Origin of the sequence: Streptomyces sp. C10-9-1, assembly GCF_024497955.1 — a bacterium.
Classification (GTDB): domain Bacteria; phylum Actinomycetota; class Actinomycetes; order Streptomycetales; family Streptomycetaceae; genus Streptomyces; species Streptomyces sanyensis.
The window spans coordinates 32,992-55,909 of record NZ_JANHKP010000003.1 but is presented as its reverse complement, the minus strand read 5'-3'; the positions used below and the strand labels follow the sequence as shown (position 1 = coordinate 55,909).

The 22,918-nt window shown below is 74.8% G+C and carries 19 protein-coding genes; 16 read left to right on the top strand and 3 right to left on the bottom strand.

Features of this window, described 5'->3' with window-relative positions:
* Positions 1-97 precede the first annotated feature (97 nt).
* The 7 genes from aroA (at position 98) to NPS70_RS04770 (ending at position 8,908) form a co-directional block, all read left to right on the top strand.
* A complete protein-coding gene (gene aroA / locus NPS70_RS04800; RefSeq protein ID WP_256522748.1) occupies positions 98-1,384 on the top strand; it encodes a 3-phosphoshikimate 1-carboxyvinyltransferase in 1,287 nt (428 codons plus the stop codon).
* 139 nt (positions 1,385-1,523) lie between these two features.
* Positions 1,524-2,795 carry a 1-deoxy-D-xylulose-5-phosphate reductoisomerase gene (gene dxr / locus NPS70_RS04795; protein ID WP_256522747.1) on the top strand — a complete coding sequence of 424 codons (1,272 nt, stop codon included), beginning with the start codon at positions 1,524-1,526 and terminating at the stop codon, positions 2,793-2,795.
* A complete protein-coding gene (locus NPS70_RS04790; protein ID WP_256522746.1) occupies positions 2,792-4,090 on the top strand; it encodes an RIP metalloprotease in 1,299 nt (432 codons plus the stop codon). The genes dxr and NPS70_RS04790 overlap by 4 nt, the downstream gene beginning before the upstream one ends.
* A 162-nt stretch (positions 4,091-4,252) precedes the next feature.
* A complete protein-coding gene (gene ispG / locus NPS70_RS04785) occupies positions 4,253-5,410 on the top strand; it encodes a flavodoxin-dependent (E)-4-hydroxy-3-methylbut-2-enyl-diphosphate synthase (protein WP_256522745.1) in 1,158 nt (385 codons plus the stop codon).
* Positions 5,411-5,585: 175 nt separating this feature from the next.
* Complete coding sequence (locus tag NPS70_RS04780) at positions 5,586-6,446, top strand: GNAT family N-acetyltransferase (RefSeq protein WP_256522744.1); 861 nt, start codon at positions 5,586-5,588, stop codon at positions 6,444-6,446.
* A 153-nt stretch (positions 6,447-6,599) separates the two neighbouring features.
* The gene (locus tag NPS70_RS04775; RefSeq protein ID WP_256522743.1) at positions 6,600-7,148 is read left to right on the top strand and encodes a GNAT family N-acetyltransferase; all 549 of its coding nucleotides are present in this window, start codon (positions 6,600-6,602) and stop codon (positions 7,146-7,148) included.
* 65 nt (positions 7,149-7,213) lie between these two features.
* Complete coding sequence (locus NPS70_RS04770) at positions 7,214-8,908, top strand: proline--tRNA ligase (RefSeq protein ID WP_256522742.1); 1,695 nt, start codon at positions 7,214-7,216, stop codon at positions 8,906-8,908.
* A 100-nt stretch (positions 8,909-9,008) separates the two neighbouring features.
* Here the strand turns inward: NPS70_RS04770 and NPS70_RS04765 are convergent, their stop codons facing one another.
* From NPS70_RS04765 to NPS70_RS04755, 3 genes are read right to left on the bottom strand one after another with little or no spacing between them, the layout of a single operon-like run.
* Positions 9,009-9,920: an aminoglycoside phosphotransferase family protein gene (locus NPS70_RS04765; protein WP_256522741.1), complete on the bottom strand. Its 912-nt coding sequence runs from the start codon at positions 9,918-9,920 to the stop codon at positions 9,009-9,011.
* 23 nt (positions 9,921-9,943) lie between these two features.
* A complete protein-coding gene (locus tag NPS70_RS04760; RefSeq protein ID WP_256522740.1) occupies positions 9,944-10,393 on the bottom strand; it encodes a ferritin-like domain-containing protein in 450 nt (149 codons plus the stop codon).
* Positions 10,390-10,932: a hypothetical protein gene (locus tag NPS70_RS04755; protein ID WP_308314980.1), complete on the bottom strand. Its 543-nt coding sequence runs from the start codon at positions 10,930-10,932 to the stop codon at positions 10,390-10,392. The genes NPS70_RS04760 and NPS70_RS04755 overlap by 4 nt, the downstream gene beginning before the upstream one ends.
* Positions 10,933-11,289: 357 nt before the next feature.
* Between NPS70_RS04755 and rimP the strand changes: the two genes are divergently transcribed.
* The 9 genes from rimP to NPS70_RS04710 all read left to right on the top strand — a co-directional run bounded on the left by rimP (position 11,290) and on the right by NPS70_RS04710 (position 22,850).
* Positions 11,290-11,787 (top strand): ribosome maturation factor RimP, encoded by a 498-nt coding sequence (gene rimP, locus NPS70_RS04750; RefSeq protein WP_256522739.1) that lies wholly within the window; start codon positions 11,290-11,292, stop codon positions 11,785-11,787.
* A gap of 2 nt (positions 11,788-11,789) precedes the next feature.
* The gene (gene nusA / locus NPS70_RS04745; RefSeq protein WP_256522738.1) at positions 11,790-12,788 is read left to right on the top strand and encodes a transcription termination factor NusA; all 999 of its coding nucleotides are present in this window, start codon (positions 11,790-11,792) and stop codon (positions 12,786-12,788) included.
* A gap of 134 nt (positions 12,789-12,922) precedes the next feature.
* Positions 12,923-13,201, top strand: a complete 279-nt coding sequence (locus tag NPS70_RS04740; RefSeq protein ID WP_256522737.1) for a YlxR family protein — start codon at positions 12,923-12,925, stop codon at positions 13,199-13,201.
* A gap of 153 nt (positions 13,202-13,354) precedes the next feature.
* The gene (infB, locus tag NPS70_RS28680; protein ID WP_256522736.1) at positions 13,355-16,420 is read left to right on the top strand and encodes a translation initiation factor IF-2; all 3,066 of its coding nucleotides are present in this window, start codon (positions 13,355-13,357) and stop codon (positions 16,418-16,420) included.
* A 137-nt stretch (positions 16,421-16,557) separates the two neighbouring features.
* Positions 16,558-16,851, top strand: a complete 294-nt coding sequence (locus NPS70_RS04730) for a DUF503 domain-containing protein (RefSeq protein WP_256522735.1) — start codon at positions 16,558-16,560, stop codon at positions 16,849-16,851.
* A gap of 62 nt (positions 16,852-16,913) precedes the next feature.
* Positions 16,914-17,351 (top strand): 30S ribosome-binding factor RbfA, encoded by a 438-nt coding sequence (gene rbfA, locus NPS70_RS04725; RefSeq protein WP_256522734.1) that lies wholly within the window; start codon positions 16,914-16,916, stop codon positions 17,349-17,351.
* Positions 17,348-18,244: a tRNA pseudouridine(55) synthase TruB gene (truB, locus tag NPS70_RS04720; protein ID WP_256522733.1), complete on the top strand. Its 897-nt coding sequence runs from the start codon at positions 17,348-17,350 to the stop codon at positions 18,242-18,244. The genes rbfA and truB overlap by 4 nt, the downstream gene beginning before the upstream one ends.
* A gap of 212 nt (positions 18,245-18,456) precedes the next feature.
* The gene (locus NPS70_RS04715) at positions 18,457-21,975 is read left to right on the top strand and encodes a serine protease (protein WP_256522732.1); all 3,519 of its coding nucleotides are present in this window, start codon (positions 18,457-18,459) and stop codon (positions 21,973-21,975) included.
* Positions 21,876-22,850 carry a bifunctional riboflavin kinase/FAD synthetase gene (locus NPS70_RS04710; RefSeq protein ID WP_256522731.1) on the top strand — a complete coding sequence of 325 codons (975 nt, stop codon included), beginning with the start codon at positions 21,876-21,878 and terminating at the stop codon, positions 22,848-22,850. Before NPS70_RS04715 ends, NPS70_RS04710 begins: the two co-directional genes overlap by 100 nt.
* Positions 22,851-22,918: the final 68 nt, after the last annotated feature.

Here is a 22,918-nt window from a genome sequence, read left to right as displayed (position 1 = left end):
GTGGCCCCGGCGCGCGGGGCGCCTCCGTGTCCCGGGGTGCGTCCACACCCTGGACACCCCCCGCCCGGGCCCGTCCCACGCGGCAGGATGGGCGCACGTGACCGTCATAGAGATCCCCGGCTCCAAGTCCGTCACCGCCCGCGCGCTCTTCCTCGCCGCGGCCGCCGACGGCACGACCACGCTCCGCCGCCCCCTCGCCTCCGACGACACCGAGGGCTTCGCCGAGGGGCTGCTCGCCCTCGGCTACCGGGTCGAGCGCGAGCCCGCCGTCTGGCGCGTCGAGGGCCGCCCCGAGGGCCCCGCGGCCCCCGAGGCCGACGTCCACTGCCGCGACGGCGCCACCACCGCCCGGTTCCTGCCGACCCTCGCCGCGGCCGGGTCCCGCGGCACCTACCGCTTCGACGCCTCCGCGCAGATGCGCCGCCGCCCGCTGGGCCCGCTCACCCGGGCGCTGCGTGCCCTCGGCGCCGACCTGCGGCACCCGGGGGCCGAGGGGCACCACCCCCTCACCGTCGCCGCCCGGGGTGTGGAGGGCGGCGCCCTCACCCTGGACGCGGGTGAGTCCTCCCAGTACCTGACGGCCCTGCTGATGCTCGGGCCGCTCACCCGCAGGGGACTGCGGATCACCGTCACCGACCTGGTCTCCGCCCCGTACGTGGAGATCACCCTGGCGATGATGAGGAGCTTCGGCGTCGAGGTGCAGCGCGAGGGGAACGTCTTCGCCGTGCCGCCCGGCGGCTACCGCGCCACGGACTACGCCGTCGAACCCGACGCCTCGACGGCGAGCTACTTCTTCGCGGCGGCCGCCCTGACCCCGGGGCGGGAGGTCACCGTCCCGGGGCTCGGCACCGGCGCCCTCCAGGGCGACCTGCGCTTCGTCGAGGTGCTGGGCCGGATGGGCGCCGACGTGCGGGTCGCCGCGGACGCCACCACCGTCCGCGGAACCGGCCGGCTGCACGGCCTGACCGTCGCCATGCGGGACATCTCGGACACCATGCCCACCCTCGCAGGCATCGCCCCCTACGCCGACGGCCCGGTGCGCATCGAGGACGTGGCCAACACCCGGGTCAAGGAGTGCGACCGGCTCGACGCCTGCGCCGAGAACCTCGCCCGGCTGGGTGTCGCGGCGACCACCGGCCCGGCCCACATCGACATCCGGCCCGGCACCCCCCGCGCGGCCGAGATCGCCACGCGCTCGGACCACCGCATCGCCATGTCCTTCGCCGTCACGGGCCTGCGCACCCCCGGGATCACCTTCGACGACCCCGGCTGCGTCCGGAAGACCTTCCCCGGCTTCCACCAGGAGTTCGCCGCACTGCGTGCCGCCTGGGAGACCGGGCACCCCGCGCCGGGCGTCCTCCCCGGGACCGCCGGCGCCCGCTGACCGCCTCCCGGCCGGGCCCCGCCCGCGCCCCCCTGGAGGCCCCTCCCTCCCGGGCCCCGGCGCCCCGGGAGGGAGCGGCGCGCGCCCGTGCGGGGGGCGCGCCGCCCGGAGCCGGGGGATCACCGGCCACAATGGGGGGATGAGCGACAGCCCAGCACCCCTCGCCGACCCGCATCTGAGGTTCGACGCCTCCCACGGACGGCGCGACATCGTCGTCCTCGGCTCGACCGGGTCCATCGGCACGCAGGCGATCGACCTCGTCCTGCGCAACCCCGACCGCTTCCGTGTGACCGCGCTGTCCGCCGCCGGCGGACGGGTGGACCTGCTCGCCGAACAGGCCCGCAGACTCGGCGCCCGGACCGTCGCGGTGGCCCGCGAGGACGCCGTGCCCGCCCTGCGCGAGGCGCTGGCCGCGCAGTTCGGCACCGAGCCGCTGCCCGAGGTGCTGGCCGGCCCGGACGCGGCGGCCGACCTCGCCGCGTCCCCCTGCCACACCGTGCTCAACGGCATCACCGGCTCCATCGGCCTCGCACCCACCCTCGCCGCCCTGGAGGCCGGCCGCACCCTCGCGCTCGCCAACAAGGAGTCGCTCATCGTCGGCGGCCCGCTGGTGAAGGCCCTCGCCAAGCCGGGGCAGATCATCCCGGTGGACTCGGAGCACGCCGCGCTCTTCCAGGCACTCGCCGCCGGCACCCGCGCCGACGTCCGCAAGCTGGTCGTGACGGCCTCCGGCGGCCCGTTCCGCGGTCGCACGCGGGCCGAGCTGGAGGGCGTCACCCGCGAGGACGCGCTGGCCCACCCCACCTGGGCCATGGGTCCGGTGATCACCGTCAACAGCGCCACCCTGGTCAACAAGGGGCTGGAGGTCATCGAGGCGCACCTGCTGTACGACATCCCCTTCGAGCGGATCGAGGTCGTCGTCCACCCCCAGTCCTACGTCCACTCGATGGTGGAGTTCACCGACGGCTCCACCGTCGCCCAGGCCACCCCGCCCGACATGCGCGGGCCGATCGCCATCGGGCTCGGCTGGCCGGAGCGGGTGCCGGACGCGGCGCCCGCCTTCGACTGGTCCACGGCCTCCACCTGGGAGTTCTTCCCCCTGGACGAGGACGCCTTCCCCTCGGTGGGACTCGCCCGGCACGTGGGCGGGCTGGGCGGCACGGCTCCGGCGGTGTTCAATGCGGCGAACGAGGAGTGCGTCGAGGCGTTCCTCGCCGGACGGCTGCCGTTCAACGCCATCATGGATACGGTCACGGAGGTGGTCTCCGAGCACGGCACCCCCGCGCCCGGAACCTCCCTCACGGTGGCGGACGTCCTCCAGGCGGACGCCTGGGCCCGGGTCCGGGCCCGTGAGACGGCAGCGAAGTACGCCCACAGCGGCGGTGAACGGCCTGCGGAGGCTCGCGCATGACGATTCTGTTGACGGTCCTCGGCATAGTGCTGTTCGGCGTGGGGCTGCTGATCTCCATCGCCTGGCACGAGCTGGGCCATCTGTCGACGGCGAAGATGTTCGGCATCCGGGTGCCGCAGTACATGGTCGGCTTCGGCCCGACGCTGTTCTCCCGCCAGAAGGGGGAGACCGAGTACGGCATCAAGGCCATCCCCATGGGCGGCTACATCCGCATGATCGGCATGTTCCCGCCCGGTGAGGACGGCAGGATCGAGGCGCGCTCCACCTCGCCGTGGCGAGGCATGATCGAGGACGCCCGCTCGGCGGCGTACGAGGAGCTCCAGCCCGGGGACGAGACGCGCCTGTTCTACACGCGCAAGCCGTGGAAGCGCGTCGTCGTGATGTTCGCCGGCCCCTTCATGAACCTCGTCCTCGCGGTGGCGATCTTCCTGAGCGTGCTGATGACCTTCGGCACCCCCACCCAGACCACCGAGGTCGCGGGGGTGCAGAAGTGCGTCATCGAGCAGAGCGAGGACCGCGACACCTGCGCGCCCGGCGACCCCGAGTCCCCGGCGCTGCTCGCCGGGCTGGAGGCGGGCGACCGGATCGTCGCCTTCAACGGCACGCCCATCGAGGACTGGCCCACCCTCTCCGAGCGCATCCGCGCGACGATCGGCCCCGCCACCCTCACCGTCGAGCGGGACGGATCCGAGCGCACGCTGCAGGCCACGCTCATCGAGAACACGGTCGTCAAGAAGGACGCCGACGGAGAGGTGGTCGAGGGCTTCGAGTCGGCGGGCTACCTCGGCTTCGCCGCCCGCACGGAGATCGTGCCGCTGTCCTTCGGCGACTCCGTGGACCGCATGGGCGACATGATCGAGAACGGCGCCGAGGCGATCATCGCCCTGCCGACCAAGATCCCCGACCTGTGGGACGCGGCCTTCGGCGACGGCGAGCGCAAGGACGACTCCCCGGTCGGCGTGGTCGGGGCGGCCCGCCTCAGCGGCGAGGTGCTGAACCTCGACATGCCGACGCAGAACATCGTCGCCACGTTCATGATGCTGCTCGCCGGGTTCAACCTGTCGCTGTTCCTGTTCAACATGCTCCCTCTGCTGCCGCTGGACGGCGGCCATATCGCGGGGGCGCTGTGGGAGTCGCTGCGGCGGGGCTTCGCCAGGCTGTTCCGGCGCCCCGACCCGGGGCCCTTCGACGTGGCCAAGCTGATGCCCGTGGCCTACGTGGTGGCCGGGATCTTCATCTGCTTCACGCTGCTCGTCCTGGTCGCCGACATCGTCAACCCGGTGAAGATCAGCTGATCCCCACCCGCCCGGGGGCGGCGGGCGCGCACCGCGCCCGCCGTCTCCATCGGGTGGACTCGCCGCGTGCGATGTGCCGGGCCGAACGCCCGTGCCGTAACCTCGGGGTCTGGAGCCCGCCGACGCCGGGACCTCGATCCACATCTTGGGGTTGCACAGCAGATGACTGCAATTTCTCTCGGAATTCCGTCCGTTCCGACGAAGCTCGCCGACCGGAGGGTCAGCCGGAAGATCCAGGTCGGCTCCGTCGCGGTCGGCGGTGACGCACCGGTCTCGGTGCAGTCCATGACCACCACCCGCACCTCCGACGTCGGCGCCACCCTCCAGCAGATCGCCGAGCTCACGGCCTCGGGCTGCCAGATCGTCCGTGTCGCGTGCCCCACCCAGGACGACGCCGACGCGCTGGCGACCATCGCCCGGAAGTCGCAGATCCCGGTGATCGCCGACATCCACTTCCAGCCGAAGTACGTCTTCGCCGCGATCGACGCCGGCTGCGCCGCGGTCCGCGTCAACCCGGGCAACATCAAGCAGTTCGACGACAAGGTCAGGGAGATCGCCAAGGCGGCCGGGGAGGCCGGCACCCCCATCCGGATCGGCGTCAACGCGGGCTCCCTCGACCGCCGCCTGCTGGAGAAGTACGGCAAGGCCACCCCCGAGGCCCTGGTCGAGTCCGCGCTGTGGGAGGCGTCGCTCTTCGAGGAGCACGGCTTCCACGACATCAAGATCTCCGTCAAGCACAACGACCCCGTGGTGATGGTCAACGCCTACCGGCAGCTGGCCGCCCGCTGCGACTACCCGCTGCACCTCGGCGTCACCGAGGCCGGGCCGGCCTTCCAGGGCACCATCAAGTCCGCCGTCGCCTTCGGCGCCCTGCTGTCCGAGGGCATCGGCGACACCATCCGCGTCTCCCTCTCCGCCCCGCCCGCGGAGGAGGTCAAGGTCGGCATCCAGATCCTGGAGTCGCTCAACCTGCGCCAGCGCCGCCTGGAGATCGTCTCCTGCCCCTCCTGCGGCCGCGCCCAGGTCGACGTCTACAAGCTCGCCGACGAGGTCACCGCGGGCCTGGAGGGCATGGAGGTGCCGCTGCGCGTCGCCGTCATGGGCTGTGTCGTCAACGGCCCCGGCGAGGCCCGCGAAGCGGACCTCGGCGTCGCCTCCGGCAACGGCAAGGGGCAGATCTTCGTCAAGGGAGAGGTCATCAAGACCGTGCCCGAGTCCAAGATCGTGGAGACCCTGATCGACGAGGCCATGAAGATCGCCGAGCAGATGGAGAAGGACGGCGTCGCCTCCGGCGAACCGCAGATCTCCGTGGCCGGCTGAGGACACGGCCCACGCGGCGCCCCGGCGGGCCCCGCACGACCCGGTGCCACCGGCCCCGCAGCCCGACGGCTGCGGGGCCGGCCGCCTGCGGGGCACCCCTCGGCCCGGGCTCCCTTCCCCGATCGATCGGCACCCCGCCGAAGCTCCGGGTACAGTGCCAGAACCAGCAAACCGTATGGTGAGGCCCCTTGTGTTGACCCAGACCACCACGCGGGTCCTCGACCCGGGCGAACTCGGCGCGGCGCTCGCCGTCCTGGAGAGCGCGCCCGTGGAGAATGCTTTCGTCACGGCCCGCGTCCAGGTCGCCGGCCTGGACCCCTGGCGCCTCGGCGGCGAGCTCTGGGGCTGGTACGAGGACAACCGGCTGCGCTCGCTGTGCTACTCGGGCGCCAACCTGGTGCCGATCTGCGCCACCCCCGCCGCGGTCCGCGCCTTCGCCGACCGCGCCCGCCGGGCCGGCCGCCGCTGCTCCTCGATCGTCGGGGCCGCCGAGCCCACCGCCGCCCTGTGGAAACTGCTCGAACCGAGCTGGGGACCGGCCCGCGACGTCCGCCCCAACCAGCCGCTGATGGTGACCGAGAAGGTCCCGGACGACATCGAGCCCGACCCCTGCGTCCGCCGGATCCGCAAGGACGAGATGGACCTGATCATGCCCGCGTGCGTGGACATGTTCACCGAGGAGGTCGGCGTCTCCCCGCTCGCCGGCGACGGCGGACTGCTCTACCAGGCCCGCGTCGCCGAGCTGGTCGCCGCCGGGCGCTCCTTCGCCCGCATCGAGGACGGCAAGGTCGTCTTCAAGGCGGAGATCGGCGCCGCGACCGCCAGGGCCTGCCAGATCCAGGGCGTGTGGGTGGCCCCCGAGTACCGGGGCCGCGGTCTGTCGGAGACCGGGATGGCCGCCGTCCTGCGCTATGCGCTGGCCGATGTCTCGCCCGTCGTCAGCCTCTACGTCAACGACTACAACACCCCCGCCCGGGCCTCCTACCGACGCGTCGGATTCCGCGAGGTCGGCACCTTCATGAGCGTGCTGTTCTGAGTTCCCGGGCGTGCTGCCCGGACGCCCTCGCGGGCGGGCCGCCCCGGCGGGAGGCGCGGGTCCCCCCTGCCGCCCGGCCTCCGCACCGCGGGCCCGCGCTCCCCGTGCCCGCTCCGGTACACGGGCGGTCCCGGCGGCCAGTAGGGTGCGGCCATGGCAGCAGACCCCCACGTCGCCATCGGCCCGCTCGACCTCGCGGACCGTGTCGACGAGGCCCTCGCGGTACAGGCGCTCGCCTTCGGGCTCGGACCGGAGGAGGTGGACATCCGCCGGTACATCGTGCTGCGGCACCTGACCGGCCCCGGAGCCCGCGCGCTCGGCGCCACCACGGCGGACGACCGGCTCGTCGGCTTCGTCTACGGCATGCCCAACGACCGCTCCCACTGGTGGTCCGGCGTGGTCGAGCCCTACCTGCGGGCCGACGGCCGCGACGGCTGGCTCGACGACTCCTTCGCCATCACCGAACTGCACGTCCACCCCGCCTACCAGGGGCGCGGCATCGGCAGGGAGCTGATCACCGCGATCACCGACTCGGCCGCGGAGCCGCGCTCCATCCTGTCGGCCGTCGACATCGACAGCCGCGCGCGCCGCCTCTACCGGAGCCTCGGCTACCAGGATCTCGCCCGCCGGGTGGCCTTCCCGAGCGCACCGAGCCGGTACGCCGTCATGGGCGCCCCCCTGCCGCTGCTGCGCGGGAACTGATTTCCGCCAGCCGGTCCCGCCCGGATAACCTCCTGCCCATCACACGTTCCGAGCAGGAGTTCACCATGGCCCAGGTCCAGCGCATGTCCCGTCTGATGGTCAAGACATTGCGTGACGACCCGGCGGACGCCGAGACGCTCAGCCACAAGCTCCTCGTCCGCGCGGGGTACGTCCGCCGCAACGCCGCGGGCATCTGGTCCTGGCTGCCCCTGGGCAAGCGGGTCCTGGAGAACGTCGCGCGGGTGGTGCGCGAGGAGATGGACGCCATCGGCGGCCAGGAGGTGCTGCTGCCCGCCCTGCTGCCCAAGGAGCCCTACGAGGCGACGGGCCGCTGGGACGAGTACGGCGCGGAGCTCTTCCGCCTGAAGGACCGCAAGGGCGCCGAGTACCTGCTCGGCCCCACCCACGAGGAGATCTTCACCCAGCTGGTCAAGGACCAGTGCACGTCCTACAAGGACCTGCCGGTGATCCTCTACCAGATCCAGATCAAGTACCGCGACGAGGCCCGCCCCCGCTCCGGCATCCTGCGCGGCCGCGAGTTCCACATGAAGGACTCGTACTCCTTCGACACCACCGAGGAGGGCCTGGCCGAGTCCTACGCACTGCACCGCGAGGCGTACGTGCGGATCTTCGAGCGCCTCGGCCTCCGGCACAAGATCGTCTCCGCGGTCTCGGGCGCGATGGGCGGCTCCGCCTCGGAGGAGTTCCTCGCCCCCGCGCCCGCCGGCGAGGACACCTTCGTCTACTGCCCCTCCTGCGACTACGCGGCCAACACCGAGGCGGTCACCTTCGCGCTGTCCGCCGCGGACGGCACCGCGCACGGCCCCGTCGAGGAGCTGGACACCCCCGACACCCCCACCATCGAGACCCTCGCCGAGCACCTGGGCGTCCCGGCCTCCGCGACCCTGAAGAACCTGCTCGTCAAGGTCGACGGCGAGATCGTCGCCGTCGGCGTGCCCGGCGACCGCGAGGTGGACCTGGGCAAGCTGGGCGACCGGCTGGCACCCGCCTCCGTGGAGCTCGTCACCGCGGAGGACTTCGTCGGCCGCCCCGACCTGGTGCGCGGCTACGTCGGCCCCCAGGGCCTGGACAAGGTGCGCTACCTGGCCGACCCCCGGGTGGCCCCCGGCACCGCCTGGATCACCGGTGCCAACCAGGAGGGCAGGCACGCCCGCAACGTGGTGGCCGGCCGGGACTTCGAGGTCGACGAGTACCTGGACGTCGTGGTGGTCGAGGAGAACGACCCCTGCCCCTCCTGCGGTACCGGCCTGAAGCTGGACCGCGCCATCGAGATCGGCCACATCTTCCAGCTCGGCCGCAAGTACACCGACGCCTTCCAGCTCGACGTCCTCGGGCAGAACGGCAAGCCCGTCCGCGTCACCATGGGCTCCTACGGCGTCGGCGTCTCCCGTGCGGTGGCCGCCATCGCCGAGCAGACGGCGGACGGGCAGGGGCTGTGCTGGCCCGCCGAGGTCGCCCCGGCCGACGTGCACGTGGTGGCCGCCGGCAAGGCGGCCCAGACGGAGCTGGCGCTGGACGTCGCCGGGCAGCTGGGTGCCGCGGGCCTGCGGGTCCTGGTCGACGACCGCGCCGGTGTCTCCCCGGGCGTGAAGTTCACCGACGCCGAGCTCATCGGCGTGCCGAAGATCCTGGTGGCCGGCCGCCGTGCCGCCGAGGGCGTGGTGGAGCTCAAGGACCGCCGCACGGGCGAGCGCGAGGAACTGCCCGTCGCCGAGGCGGTCGCGCGCCTGAGCGCCTGACCGTACGACGCGGCGAGGGCCCCCGGCAGACGGCTGCCGGGGGCCCTCGCCGCGTCCCGGCGGACACCCCGCCGTGCGGGGGCCGCGCGGCCGGGCGGTCCTACAGCCAGCCGGCGAACTCCAGCGCGTGCTCGGCCTCCGTGCGGCGGCCGTCCGCGAGGGCGCGGGTGCCCGACTCCACGGCGCGGAACAGCGTCCATCCGCGCAGCCGGTCGCGGTCCACCTCCAGGGAGTCCGCCAGCCGCTTGACCCGGCGGCGTGCCGCCGCGGCACCCGCTGCGGCGGCGATCAGGTCCTCGACCCGGTCGCGCGCCAGCCGGGCCAGTTCGTAGGCGCGTTCGCCGACCACGGGCTCCGGCCCGACCGCCAGCCACGGCGCACGGTCCCCGGCGAGGACCTTGCCCTGGCGGAAGTTGCCGTGCAGCAGCAGCTCCTCCGGCTCCTCCGCCAGCAGCTCCTCGCGGGCGGCCAGGGCCGCCCCGGCCAGGGGGCCGCCGACCGCCCGCAGAGCCTCTGACTGCCGTGCCGTCCGCGCCGCCACCGTCTCGAAGCCGTGGCCGGGCGGCGGCTCCACCCACAGCCGCCGTACGGTGCCCGCGGCCTCCAGCAGTGCCTTCGCCTCCGGCAGGGAGCGCAGGGAGACCTCGGGGTGCAGCCGCTCCAGCAGCAGCTCCCCGCCGGCCGCCGCCTCCGGGGCGCCCCCGTCGCCACCGGTCTCCCCGCCGATGCCGCCGTCGAGCAGCCGGGCCGCGCCGCCACCGCCCCAGGCCGCGAGCGCGGCACGCTCCCGGTCCGGCGCGGCGGCCGGGGGAGTGAGCTTCAGGGCGGCCGGTGTGCCGTCCGGTTGCCGGACCAGCAGCACCACGCTGCTGCGCCCGCCGGGCGAGACGATCCGCTCGACGTCCAGCTTCCGCCGGTCCACCGCCTCCGTGACGATCCCCGGCAGCCGCCCGAGCCACCCCCCGTCGCCGCCGAGAGCCCTGACCAGCCGCTGGGGCGGTTCGAAAGCCATACGCCGTGTGTTCCCTTTCGCCGTCAGCCGGTTCGGCCGGGGGCACGCTCCGCGAGCCCAGGAAAGGCTACGCCGCTGCCGCGCCAGCGCACCGCGCGGACCGCGGCCTCGCGCAGCCCGGCGGCCGCCTCACGGCGCAGCGGGCCCTGCGAGGCCCGCACCAGGTCCGACCAGGCGCCCGCCACCCGGTCCTCCAGGACGGCCGCCAGGCGCACCGCCGCGGCCTCGTCGGGCACCGGGAACGGCAGTGCGTACGCGGCCGCCGCGGCGGCCGGGGCCGCGCCGAGGTCGCGGGCGGTCCGGGCCAGCGCGTCGCGCCGGGCGCGGTGCGCGGTGTGCGCGGCGGCGGCCTCGGCCTTCCTCGGGGCGCCGACCCGGGCACCGACCACGCCGTAGCCGTAGACGGCGGCGTGCACGGCGGCCAGCGCGGCCTGAACCGCCGTCAGGGTGCCTGCGGTGTCAGCCTCGTTCACCGTTCCTCACCCTTCGTCAGCAGGTACGCGTGGGCGGCGTCCGCCGCGGCCACGGAGGCCAGCAGCCGGGCGAGCTCCGGTCCGGCCTCGGTCACCGCGGCCAGGTGCTCGTCGGAGGCCCTGCGCTCGGCGGCGGCCAGCGCCTTCAGCGCGGCGCCCGGATCCTCGGGCACCGGCCCGGCGGCGACGGCGGGAGCGGAGCCCGAGGGCGCGGCGGGCCGCGCGGGGGCGCCGGACGGGGAGGCGGACCCCTCCCCGGGGCCGGACGGGCGCTGCGGGGCCGACTCGCCCGCCAGCGCCGCCGCGTGCGCGGCGACCGCGGCGCGCAGCGGACCGAGCCGGCCGGCCAGCCCGGGATGGCTCCCGAGCACCGCGTCGTACTCGCCCAGCAGGGCCGTGCTGCGGGCGGCGAGGCGGCTCCGCAGCGCCCGTTCGGCCCGCACCGGGTCGACGGCGGCGACGGTCCGCCCGCCGGGGGGCGCGCCGGAGGAACAGCCCGTCAGCGCGGCGGCTCCCGCCGCGCCGGCGGCCAGGAGCACCGCCCGGCGGGTGGTCGCGCCCGTCCCGGGTTCCGCCCGGCCGCCCGGGTCCCGCCGGGTCCCGCGGGGCCTGGTTCCGCATCCCGCACGTTCAGCGTCGCTCGCCATGGCTGCGCCCTCGTCTCCCTTCTCCGCTCCGCGGTGCCCGGCGCCGGGCCTGCCGCGCCCGTCCGTGCGCGGGCCCGCCCACCGGTGTGGACCGATCCGGGAGAGGGACCCTCCTGGTGATCGTCGCCGCAGGCGAGCGTACCCGTGGCAGCAGCGCGGGTGGACGGCAACACCCCCCGGGACCGGATACCCTTTCCCTCGACACGCGACGGATCCCACAACAGCACACGCGGCCGAGGAGTCACCCGGATGAGCACCACCCAGAGCGAGAGGCTGCGCGGGCTGCTGGAACCGCTCGTCAGCGCCGCGGAACTGGACCTGGAGGAGATCGAGGTCTCCCGGGCAGGGCGGCGGCGGACGCTGCGGGTCATCGTGGACTCCGACGACGGTGTGGAGCTGGACGCCTGCGCGGACCTGAGCCGCGTGCTCTCGCAGAAGCTCGACGAGACCGACGCCATGGGCGAGGACGAGTACGTCCTGGAGGTCACGTCCCCCGGAACCGACCGCCCGCTGACCCGGCACCGCCACTACGTGCGCGCCACCGGCCGCCTGGTGGCCTTCCGGCTGCACGAGGGCCAGGAGGTGGTGGCCCGCGTCCTCGCCGTCGACGAGGAGGGGCTCGACACCGAGGTCCCGGGCGTGAAGGGCCGCAGGCCCACCGCCCGCCGGATCGCCTTCGGGGACATCGCCCGGGCGCGCGTGGAGATCGAGTTCAACCGCAAGGACAAGAAGGAAGAGGAGGCGTAGCCGTGGACATCGACGTGAAGCTCCTGAGGGGCTTGGCACAGGAGAAGGAGATCGCCTTCGACCTGCTGGTCGAGGCCATCGAGTCCGCCCTCCTCATCGCCTACCACCGCACCGAGGGCAGCCGCCGCCACGCCCGCGTGGAGCTGAGCCGGGAGACCGGCCACGTGACGGTGTGGGCCAGGGAGGACCCCTCAGAGCTGGAGGAGGGCCAGGAGCCCAAGGAGTTCGACGACACCCCGTCGGACTTCGGCCGGATCGCCGCCACCACCGCGCGCCAGGTCATCCAGCAGCGGCTGCGGGACGCCGAGAACGACGTCACCTTCGGCGAGTACGCCCGCCGCGAGGGGGACGTGGTGGCCGGCCAGGTCCAGCAGGGCAAGGACCCCAAGAACGTCCTGGTCAAGCTGGACGACAAGCTGGAGGCCATCCTGCCGGTGCAGGAGCAGGTGCCCGGCGAGGAGTACACCCACGGCCTGCGGCTGCGCACCTACGTGGTGCGGGTGGCCAAGGGCGTGCGCGGCCCGTCCGTGACCCTCTCGCGCACCCACCCCAACCTCGTGAAGAAGCTCTTCGCGCTGGAGGTCCCGGAGATCGCGGACGGCAGCGTGGAGATCGCGGCGATCGCCCGGGAGGCGGGCCACCGGACCAAGATCGCGGTCCGCTCGACCCGCTCCGGCCTCAACGCCAAGGGTGCCTGCATCGGCCCGATGGGCGGCCGGGTGCGCAACGTGATGGCCGAGCTCCACGGCGAGAAGATCGACATCGTCGACTGGTCGGAGGACCCGGCGGAGATGGTGGCCAACGCGCTGTCCCCCGCCCGGGTGAGCAGGGTCGAGGTCGTGGACCTCGGTGCCCGCTCCGCCCGCGTCACCGTGCCGGACTACCAGCTGTCGCTGGCCATCGGCAAGGAGGGGCAGAACGCCCGCCTCGCCGCGCGGCTCACCGGCTGGCGCATCGACATCCGCCCCGACACAGAGCAGCAGGCCCCGGAGCGGGACTGAGGAGCACGCCCGCGCAGGGCGGCGCTCCCTCCAGGGGCGCGCCCCACCGGGCGAAACCTCGGGTAGATCAGGACAACAACCGTTCGATTTTTGCCCCAAAGGGGTGAGGTCGGTGCGGGGAGGTAGACTTAAGCGTGTCTGGCCGGACGCATGCCCGCGTGTGCCCTGAGCGAACCTGTGTGGGTTGCCGGGAGCGAGCGGCCAAGAGCGACTTGCTGCGCATCGTGGTGATCGAGGGCGAGTGCGTCCCCGATGATCGCGGTACGCTGCCCGGCCGGGGTGCGTACGTGCACCCCGCCGTGGTCTGTCTCGACCAGGCGGTACGCCGACGGGCGTTCCCGCGGGCCCTCCGGGTCCCGGGACCGCTCGCCACCGACGGTCTGAGGCGGTTCGTCGAGCAGACGGCACAGTGAGATGAAAGAAGTACGGCACGGGATCCCCCGTGCGGTCAGGTACCTCGCGAGTTGGAAGTAGGTCGAGATTGCGATGAGCACTCGATGAGTACGCGATGAGTACGCCCATGAAGTAGCGACGGTCCGGCGGTAACCGGACCTCAAAGGAGCGAAGTGGCTAAGGTCCGGGTATACGAGCTCGCCAAGGAGTTCGGTGTGGAGAGCAAGGTCGTCATGGCCAAGCTCCAGGAACTCGGTGAATTCGTCCGTTCGGCGTCCTCGACGATCGAGGCGCCGGTTGTACGCAAGCTGACCGACGCGCTGCAGGGTCCCGGTGGCAACGCCGGCAAGACCGCAGCGAAGCCGGGTGCGCCCCGCAAGGCGGCACCCAAGCCCTCCCCGGCGGCGCAGAACCGCCCGGGTGGCCCCGCCGCGCCCTCCCCGGCGCAGGCGGCCCGTCCCGCCGCCCCCAAGCCCGGTGCACCGGCCCCCAAGCCGGCACCCTCGGGCGGCACCCCGTCCGCGGCCCCGACGCCGGGTCCGCGCCCCACCCCGGGTCCGCGTCCGGCCCCGGCCAAGCCCTCGGCGCCGGTCCCGGCCGCCGAGTTCTCGGCCCCGGCCCCGGCGCAGCCCGCGGCACCGCAGTCCCCGCGCCCCGGCGCGACCCCCGGCCCCCGTCCCACGGGCGGCCAGCGTCCGGGTCCCGGCGGCGGCCAGCGCGGCGGCGACCGCCCCGCGCGTCCCGCCTCGGGCCAGGGCGCCCCGCGTCCCGGCGGGCAGCGCCCGTCCGGCCCGCGTCCGGGGAACAACCCCTTCACCTCCGGCGGCTCCACCGGCATGGCGCGCCCGCAGGCGCCCCGTCCCGGCGGTGCCCCCCGCCCCGGCGGCGGTGCCGCCCCGGGTCCCCGCCCGCAGGGCGGCCCCGGCGGCGGTCAGCGCCCCGCCGGCGGTCCGGGCGGCGCTCCGCGCCCGACTCCGGGCGGCATGCCCCGTCCGCAGGCGCCCCGCCCCGGCGGCGGCCCCGGCGGTAACCGGCCCAACCCCGGCATGATGCCGCAGCGTCCCGCTGCCGGCCCGCGTCCGGGCGGCGGTCCGGGCGGTGGCGGCGGCCGTCCCGGCGGCGCGGGTCGTCCCGGCGGCGGCGGTCGTCCCGGTGGCGGCGGCGGCTTCGCCGGTCGTCCCGGCGGCGGTGGCCGTCCCGGTGGCGGCGGCGGCTTCGCCGGTCGTCCCGGCGGCGGTGGCCCCGGTGGCGGCGGCTTCGGCGGCCGTCCCGGCTTCGGCGGCCGTCCCGGCGGCCCGGGTGGCCGCGGTGGCACGCAGGGCGCCTTCGGCCGTCCCGGCGGACCGGCCCGTCGCGGTCGCAAGTCGAAGCGGCAGAGGCGCCAGGAGTACGAGGCCATGCAGGCCCCGTCGGTCGGCGGCGTGATGCTGCCCCGCGGCAACGGCGAAGCCATTCGCCTGTCGCGCGGTGCCTCGCTCACCGACTTCGCGGAGAAGATCAACGCCAACCCGGCGTCGCTCGTCGCGGTCATGATGAACCTCGGCGAGATGGTCACCGCGACGCAGTCCGTCTCCGACGAGACGCTGCAGCTCCTCGGCGACGAGATGAACTACACCGTCCAGATCGTCAGCCCGGAGGAGGAGGACCGCGAGCTGCTCGAGTCCTTCGACATCGAGTTCGGCGAGGACGAGGGCGGCGAGGAGGCCCTGGTCTCCCGTCCGCCGGTGGTGACCGTCATGGGTCACGTCGACCACGGCAAGACCCGGCTGCTCGACGCCATCCGCAAGACCAACGTGGTGGCGGGCGAGGCCGGCGGCATCACCCAGCACATCGGTGCCTACCAGGTCACGACCGAGGTCAACGGCGAGGACCGGGCGATCACCTTCATCGACACCCCGGGTCACGAGGCGTTCACCGCCATGCGTGCCCGCGGTGCGAAGTCCACCGACATCGCGATCCTCGTGGTGGCGGCGAACGACGGTGTGATGCCCCAGACGATCGAGGCGCTGAACCACGCCAAGGCGGCCGAGGTGCCGATCGTGGTCGCGGTCAACAAGATCGACGTCGAGGGCGCGGACCCGACCAAGGTGCGCGGCCAGCTCACCGAGTTCGGCCTGGTGGCCGAGGAGTACGGCGGCGAGACCATGTTCGTCGACATCTCCGCCAAGCAGGGCCTGCACATCGAGGACCTGCTGGAGGCCGTGGTCCTGACCGCGGACGCCTCGCTCGACCTGCGGGCCAACCCCGAGCAGGACGCGCAGGGCATCGCGATCGAGTCCCACCTCGACCGCGGTCGCGGTGCCGTCTCCACGGTGCTGGTCCAGCGCGGCACGCTGCGCATCGGCGACACGATGGTCGTGGGCGACGCCTACGGCCGCGTGCGGGCCATGCTCGACGACAAGGGCAACAACGTCGAGGAGGCGACCCCGTCGACTCCCGTCCTCGTCCTGGGTCTCACCAACGTCCCGGGGGCCGGCGACAACTTCCTCGTCGTCGACGAGGACCGCACGGCACGCCAGATCGCCGAGAAGCGCGCCGCGCGCGAGCGCAACGCCGCGTTCGCCAAGCGCACCCGCCGGGTGTCGCTCGAGGACCTCGACAAGGTCCTCAAGGCCGGGCAGATCCAGGAGCTCAACCTCATCATCAAGGGTGACGCTTCCGGTTCCGTCGAGGCGCTCGAGTCGTCCCTGCTCCAGCTCGACGTGGGCGAGGAAGTCGACATCCGCGTGCTGCACCGCGGCGTGGGTGCGGTCACCGAGTCCGACATCGACCTGGCCATGGGCTCGGACGCGATCGTCATCGGCTTCAACGTCCGAGCGGCCGGCCGTGCCGCGCAGATGGCGGAGCGCGAGGGCGTGGACGTCCGGTACTACTCGGTGATCTACCAGGCCATCGAGGAGATCGAGGCGGCCCTGAAGGGCATGCTCAAGCCGGAGTACGAAGAGGTCGAGCTCGGCACGGCGGAGATCCGCGAGGTCTTCCGCTCGTCCAAGCTGGGCAACATCGCCGGTGTCCTCATCCGCTCCGGCGAGGTCAAGCGCAACACCAAGGCCCGCCTCGTCCGCGACGGCAAGGTCGTGGCGGAGAACCTCACCATCGAGGGCCTGCGCCGCTTCAAGGACGACGTCACCGAGATCCGCGAAGGCTTCGAGGGCGGTATCAACCTCGGAAACTTCAACGACATCAAGGTCGACGACGTCATCGCGACGTACGAGATGCGCGAGAAGCCCCGCGGCTGACACGCATCGACTCCGGGGCCGGTCGGCGGAAGGAATTTCCGTCGATCGGCCCCGGCCGTTGCGTGTACGGTTCTGATGCCCCTGCCATCGACCGGCAGGACTGACGACCCCGTACCGGCGGGACATCCGGCACACACATGTACGTGGGGACACTGTCCTTCGATCTGCTTCTCGGCGACGTACGGTCGCTGAAGGAGAAGCGCTCCGTGGTCCGCCCGATCATCGCCGAGCTCCAGCGCAAGTACGCCGTGAGCGTGGCCGAGGTCGGCGGGCAGGACCTCCACCGACGGGCCGAGATCGGCCTCGCGGTCGTCTCCGGGGACACCGGGCACGTCACGGACGTGCTCGACCGGTGCGAGCGCCTCGTCGCCGCCCGCCCCGAGGTGGAACTGCTCTCGGTTAGACGCCGGCTCCACGGCGACGAAGACTGAATGAGCAGCAACGGCAACAACAGCAGCAACAGCAGTTTCAGCAGCAAAAGGGAGAAGGACCAGTGGCCGACAACGCGCGGGCGAAGAAACTGGCAGACCTCATCCGGGAGGTGGTTGCCGAGAAGCTTCAGCGCGGCATCAAGGACCCTCGTCTGGGGACGCACGTGACCATCACCGACACCCGTGTCACCGGTGACCTGCGGGAGGCCACGGTCTTCTACACGGTCTACGGCGACGACGAGGACCGCGCCAGCGCCGCGGCCGGTCTGGCGAGCGCCAAGGGCGTCCTGCGGTCGGCGGTGGGTGCCGCGGCGGGAACCAAGTTCACGCCCACCCTGACCTTCGTGCCCGACGCCCTGCCGGAGAACGCCCGGACCATCGAGGACCTCCTCGACCAGGCGCGGGCCTCCGACGCCAAGGTGCGCGAGGCGTCCTCGGGGGCCGCGTACGCCGGTGAAGCCGACCCGTACCGCAAGCCCGAGGACGACGTCTCGGAATGACACAGCACACCGTGCCCGACGGCCTTGTCATCGTCGACAAGCCGTCGGGCTTCACTTCGCACGACGTCGTCGCCAAGATGCGCGGCATCGCCAGGACCCGCCGCGTCGGGCACGCCGGGACCCTCGACCCCATGGCGACCGGGGTGCTCGTCCTGGGCGTGCAGCGGGCGACCAAGCTCCTCGGCCACCTGGCCCTGACCGAGAAGGAGTACCTGGGCACCATCCGGCTCGGCCAGAGCACGGTCACCGACGACGCGGAGGGGGAGATCACCGCCTCCGCCGACGCCTCCGGGGTGACCCGGGAGGCCGTCGACGCCGGGGTCGCCGCACTCACCGGGGACATCATGCAGGTCCCCTCCAAGGTCAGCGCCATCAAGATCGACGGCAAGCGGTCCTACGCGCGCGTCCGCGGCGGCGAGGAGTTCGAGATCCCGGCGAGGCCGGTCACCGTCTCCTCCTTCCGCGTCTACGACGTGCGCGAGGCGACCACCGAGGACGGCCACGCGGTGGTCGACCTCGTCGTCTCCGTGGTCTGCTCCTCCGGCACCTACATCCGGGCCCTCGCCCGGGACCTGGGCGCCGGGCTCGGCGTCGGCGGCCACCTGACCGCGCTGCGGCGCACCCGGGTCGGCCCCTACGGTCTCGACGCGGCGCGCACCCTGGAGCAGCTCCAGGAGGAGCTGACGGTGATGCCCGTCGCCGAGGCGGCCGCGGCGGCCTTCCCCCGCTGGGACGTCGACGCCCACCGGGCCCGGCTGCTGGCCAACGGCGTCCGGCTGGACATGCCCACCGGCGAGCGCTCGCCGGTGGCCGTCTTCGGGCCCGAGGGCCGGCTGCTCGCGCTCGTCGAGGAGCACAAGGGCAAGGCCAAGAGCCTCGCGGTGTTCGTCTGAGAGCGGCCCCCCGGCTCCGGGGGCCGCGCGTGGAACGGGCGGCGGCGCCGCCCGTTCCACGACCCCCTCGTTTCCCCCACCCAGAGGTCTGTCCCTCCGACACGCCGGATTCACCTCTTCGTGCGGGCGCTCGGAGTACCGGCGGGGCGCACTCGGGGGCGCTTTCCCCTCCGGGGTCCTGGGAAGATCACCGGCGCCCTACCGTCGGTCCCATGCACTGCGGCACACCGGCAGCACCGGCCCGGATCTCGGACACCGCCGGCAGGCCCCTGGCCACCGGCTTCGCCGCCGACGACCTCGGCACGGTCGTCGTCGGCGGCGACGCGCTCGACGGCCACCGGGCCGTGACGGTCCGCGCCCCGGACGGCCGTTCGTACAGGGCGGGCCCCGACGCCCTCGTCCCCCTTCCCGAGCACGGCGTCACCCTGGTCCGCACCGAGGGCCTCGCCCTGCCCCCGGTGCCGATCAGCACCCGGGGGACCGTCCCGCCCGGCACCTATGTCCGCCTCGCCGCCGCCGGCTGGCGGGAGGCCCGGGTCCTCGACGGCGGCGGGCCGGCCCTGGAGCTGGCCATGGGCGCCGACGCCCGGGACGCCCTCCGGCTCGTCGGGAGCGCCGGCGGGCCCGTGCTCGACGCCGGAACCGGCGCCGTCCTCGCCGTCCTGGGACGCCCGCCCGCCCACCGCACCACCGTGCCCGCCCGTCGCCTGCTGGCCCCGCCCGCCCCGCGGCACCGCTCCGGTCCGGCCGGCGCGGCCGGACCCGAGGAGCCCGAGGAGGCGGACCCGCTCGCCGAGCTCCTCCGCCGCAACGCCGGCTGCGCCCCCGCCTACGGGCGGGACCTCAACCTCGCCGCCGTCCTGCTGCTCGCGGCCACCACCGTCCCCGCGCCGCCGGACGGCGGCCGCGGCGCCCCCTGCACGCCCCCGGCCTTCCACGGCCCGGACGCCCCGGTGCGCGCCGTGGTCGGCGCCCCGGGGACCGGGCGCACCACCCGTCTCGCCGCCCTCGCCGCCGAGCGCGCCCGCGGACCGCGCCCCGGCCCCACCCTGTGGCTGCGGGGGGCCGACACCGAACCCGGGGACGCCTCACTCGCGGACGCCCTCGCCCGCGTGCTGCGCCGCGCGGGGCGGATCACCGCCGCGGCCGACGGGCGCCCCGCCCCGGCCCCCGCAGCCCCCGGGGACGTCGCACTCCTGGCCGCGGCGGCGGGCCGCCCGCTCCTCGTGGTCCTCGACGGCCCCGAGGAGATGCCCGCCCAGTCCGGCGACCGGTTCGCCGCCTGGGCGGCCCGCTCCCGCGCATGGCTGGACGGCCACGGCGCCCGGCTCGTCCTCGGCTGCGGCCCCGAGCACTTCGAGGAGGCGGCCGCCCACTACGGTGCCGGTCCGCGCGACCGCGCGACCCTCGGCCTGCTCGGCGCCGAGCAGGCCCGGCGGCTGCGCGCGGCCTGGGGACTGCCCGAGGGAGCCCTCGCCGAACGCGACGCCCGCCATCCGCTCACCCTGCGGCTGCTCGCCGAGGTGCACGCCGCCCTGCCCGGCCCCGTCCCCGGCACGCCCGGACGCGACGAGGTCCACGCCGCCTGGCTGGACCTGGTCTGCCTGCGGATCGCCGTGCGGGTGGCCGCCACCGCCGCGGGGCCGCCGTGCGGCGGCCGGGTGCGCCGCCTCGCCGCCCGCGCCGCGGGCCGCGTCCACGAGGCCGCCCGGCACTGCCTCGCCTCCGGCGGCGGCCTGGACGGCACCGCCTTCGAGACCCTGTTCCCCTGGCGGGACGGCTGGGCCGCCGCCGTGCTCACCGAAGGGCTGCTCACCCCCGCCGGCACCGGGTACCGGTTCCGCCACCAGGCCTTCGCGGACTGGATCCAGGGCGCCCACCTCGACCTCGACGCAGCTCTTCGCAGCCTGGTCCACGACACTCCCGGCCCCGGCACCCCCGTGCCGCGCCACCGGGCCGGAACGCTCGTCCAGGCCCTGCTGCTCGCCGCCCGCCGCCAGGGCCCCGCGGCCCTCACCGGCCGCCTCCTCGGCCTGGTGCGCACCCTGGGCGGCCCCACCGCGGACGAGCCCCGCTGGTGGGCGGCCCGCCTGCTCGCCGGGACCCTGGCGGGCCTGCCCGACGCGGAGCCCTGCCGCGAGGTGCTCGACGCCCTCGCCCGCCACACCGCCGCCACGCCCGGCGACCGGGAGACCTTCGGCCCCGGCTTCTGGGACGGTCTCGCCCTCGGCGAGGAGACCCGCTTCGCCCTGCTGCGCGTCCTCGTCCCCGCCGACCCGCCCCCCGACCGGGCACACGGCGCCCCCCGCCACCTCGACCGCGCGGCGCAGCGCCTCGCGGCGGCCCCCGAGGTCGTCCAGCCGCTGCTGTGCCACTGGTTCGACGACGACACCCCGCTCGCCGCCGACCCGTCCGCCGCGGTCCGCCCCACCGTCGCCGCCGCCGCCCAGGCACTGCTCTACGCCCGGCGCGCCCACGCCCCGGGGCCGCTGGCCCAGGTGCTCCTCGACAGCGGCCACCCACGGGCCCGGGAACTGCTCGCCGCCCTCGCCGACGACCTCCCCACCGCGTACTGCCGCGCCGTGCACCATGCGGCCACCGACCCCGGGCCGCGCCGCCGGGCCGCCGCGGCCTCCCATCTGGCCGCCGCCGCGGCGAGGGCCACCGCGGGCAGCGACCGCGCCCTGCTGCGCGCCGCCGCCCGGTCGCTCCTGGCCCGGGGCGAGCCCCGCCACCGGGCCCCCGCCCTCGACCTGCTGGTCCGCGACCCGGAGAGCCGCGGTGCCCATCTGGAGGAGGCCCTCGCCCGCTTCCTCCGCGGCGGCACGGGCCCGGCCACCGTCCTCGCCGCCCTCGACACCCACCCGACTCCCGTGCTCGCCGCCGTCCGAGCCCGGCTCCTCGCCCCCGGCGCGGCCGACGGCGCCGCCCTGACGGCCGCGCTCGCCGCCGCCACCACACCCGCCACCGCGCGCCCCGTCGCGGCCCTGGTGTGCGAGTACGTCGACCACCGGCCGGACGGCGCCGCCCACGCCGCCGCCTACGTCGACCACCGCCTGGAACAGCAGCCACCCGACCGGGCGGTGCTCTTCCCGCTGGTCACCCGGCTCGTCCGGGCCCGGCCCCCTGCGGTGCGCGCCGCCCTGGCGCCCGTACTGGCCTCGCCGGGCACCGCCGCCTCGCGGGTGCTGAGGGCCGAACTCCTCGACGTCCTGCTGCACTACGAGCAGTACGCGGCGCGGGACCTGGAGGTGCTGGAGGCGGTGCTGACGACCGCGGCCCTCTCCTGCACGGCGGCGGACCGGGAGCCGGCCGACCGCCCCTTCGCGCGCCACCTGGTGCACCGCACGGCCCTGCTGCTGGTCCGCTGCCCGCTCGGCGCCGCCCGGCTGGACCGCAGGCTGGAGGAGCTGGCCCGCCGGGCGCCGTCCTTCGCGCTCGCACTGCAGAGCTGGGCCGCGGCGGACCCGGAGGAATGGGCCAGGGTCGCCGGACCGCGGACCTGGCGCCTGCTGTCCGCCGGCCCGGCGCGGATGCCGGAGCCGCTGCCGACGGCGGACGGCGGGCATGGCAGTCTTAGACCTGCGCAGTCGGTCATCGAAAACACGGGTTCGGGCGAGGAGCGGTCACAGTGCAGCGCTGGCGTGGCTTGGAGGACATCCCCCAGGACTGGGGGCGCAGCGTCGTCACCATCGGCTCCTACGACGGGGTGCACCGCGGCCACCAGCTGATCATCGGCCGTGCCGTGGAGCGGGCGCGCGAACTGGGCGTGCCCGTCGTCGTCGTCACCTTCGAGCCGCACCCCAGCGAGGTGGTGCGGCCGGGCAGCCATCCGCCGCTGCTCGCCCCGCATCACCGCCGCGCCGAGCTGATGGCCGCGCTCGGGGTCGACGCCGTGCTCGTCCTGCCCTTCACCCCGGACTTCTCCCGGTTGTCGCCCGCCGACTTCATCGTGAAGGTCCTCGTCGACAAGCTGCACGCCCGGGCCGTCGTCGAGGGCCCCAACTTCCGCTTCGGCCACAAGGCCGCGGGGGACGTGGCGTACCTGACCGAACTCGGCCGCACCTACGACTACGAGGTCGAGGTCGTCGACCTGTTCGTGCGCGGCGAGGCGGGCGGCGGGGAGCCCTTCTCCTCCACGCTCACCCGCCGGCTGGTCGCCGAGGGCGACATGACCGGCGCCGCGGAGATCCTCGGCCGCCCGCACCGGGTCGAGGGCGTGGTGGTCCGGGGCGCCCAGCGCGGGCGCGAACTGGGCTTCCCGACGGCCAACGTGGAGACCCTCCCGCACACCGCCGTACCCGCCGACGGCGTCTACGCCGGATGGCTCACCGCCGACGGCGAGCGGATGCCCGCGGCCATCTCCGTCGGGACCAACCCCCAGTTCGACGGCACCGAGCGGACGGTCGAGGCCTACGCCATCGACCGGGTCGGCCTCGACCTCTACGGACTGCACGTGACCGTGGACTTCCTGGCGTACGTGCGGGGCCAGCGGAAGTTCGACTCGATCGACGCCCTGCTGGTCGCGATGGCCGCCGACGTCACCCGCTGCCGGCAGCTCGTCGCCGACGCCGACGGGGCCGGTGCCCCGGGCGGCGGCGCCTGAGCACCGCCCGGCGCATGCCCCGGACCGCCGGGCGCCGCTGACCGCCGCCCGGAGCCCCCGGGCGGCCG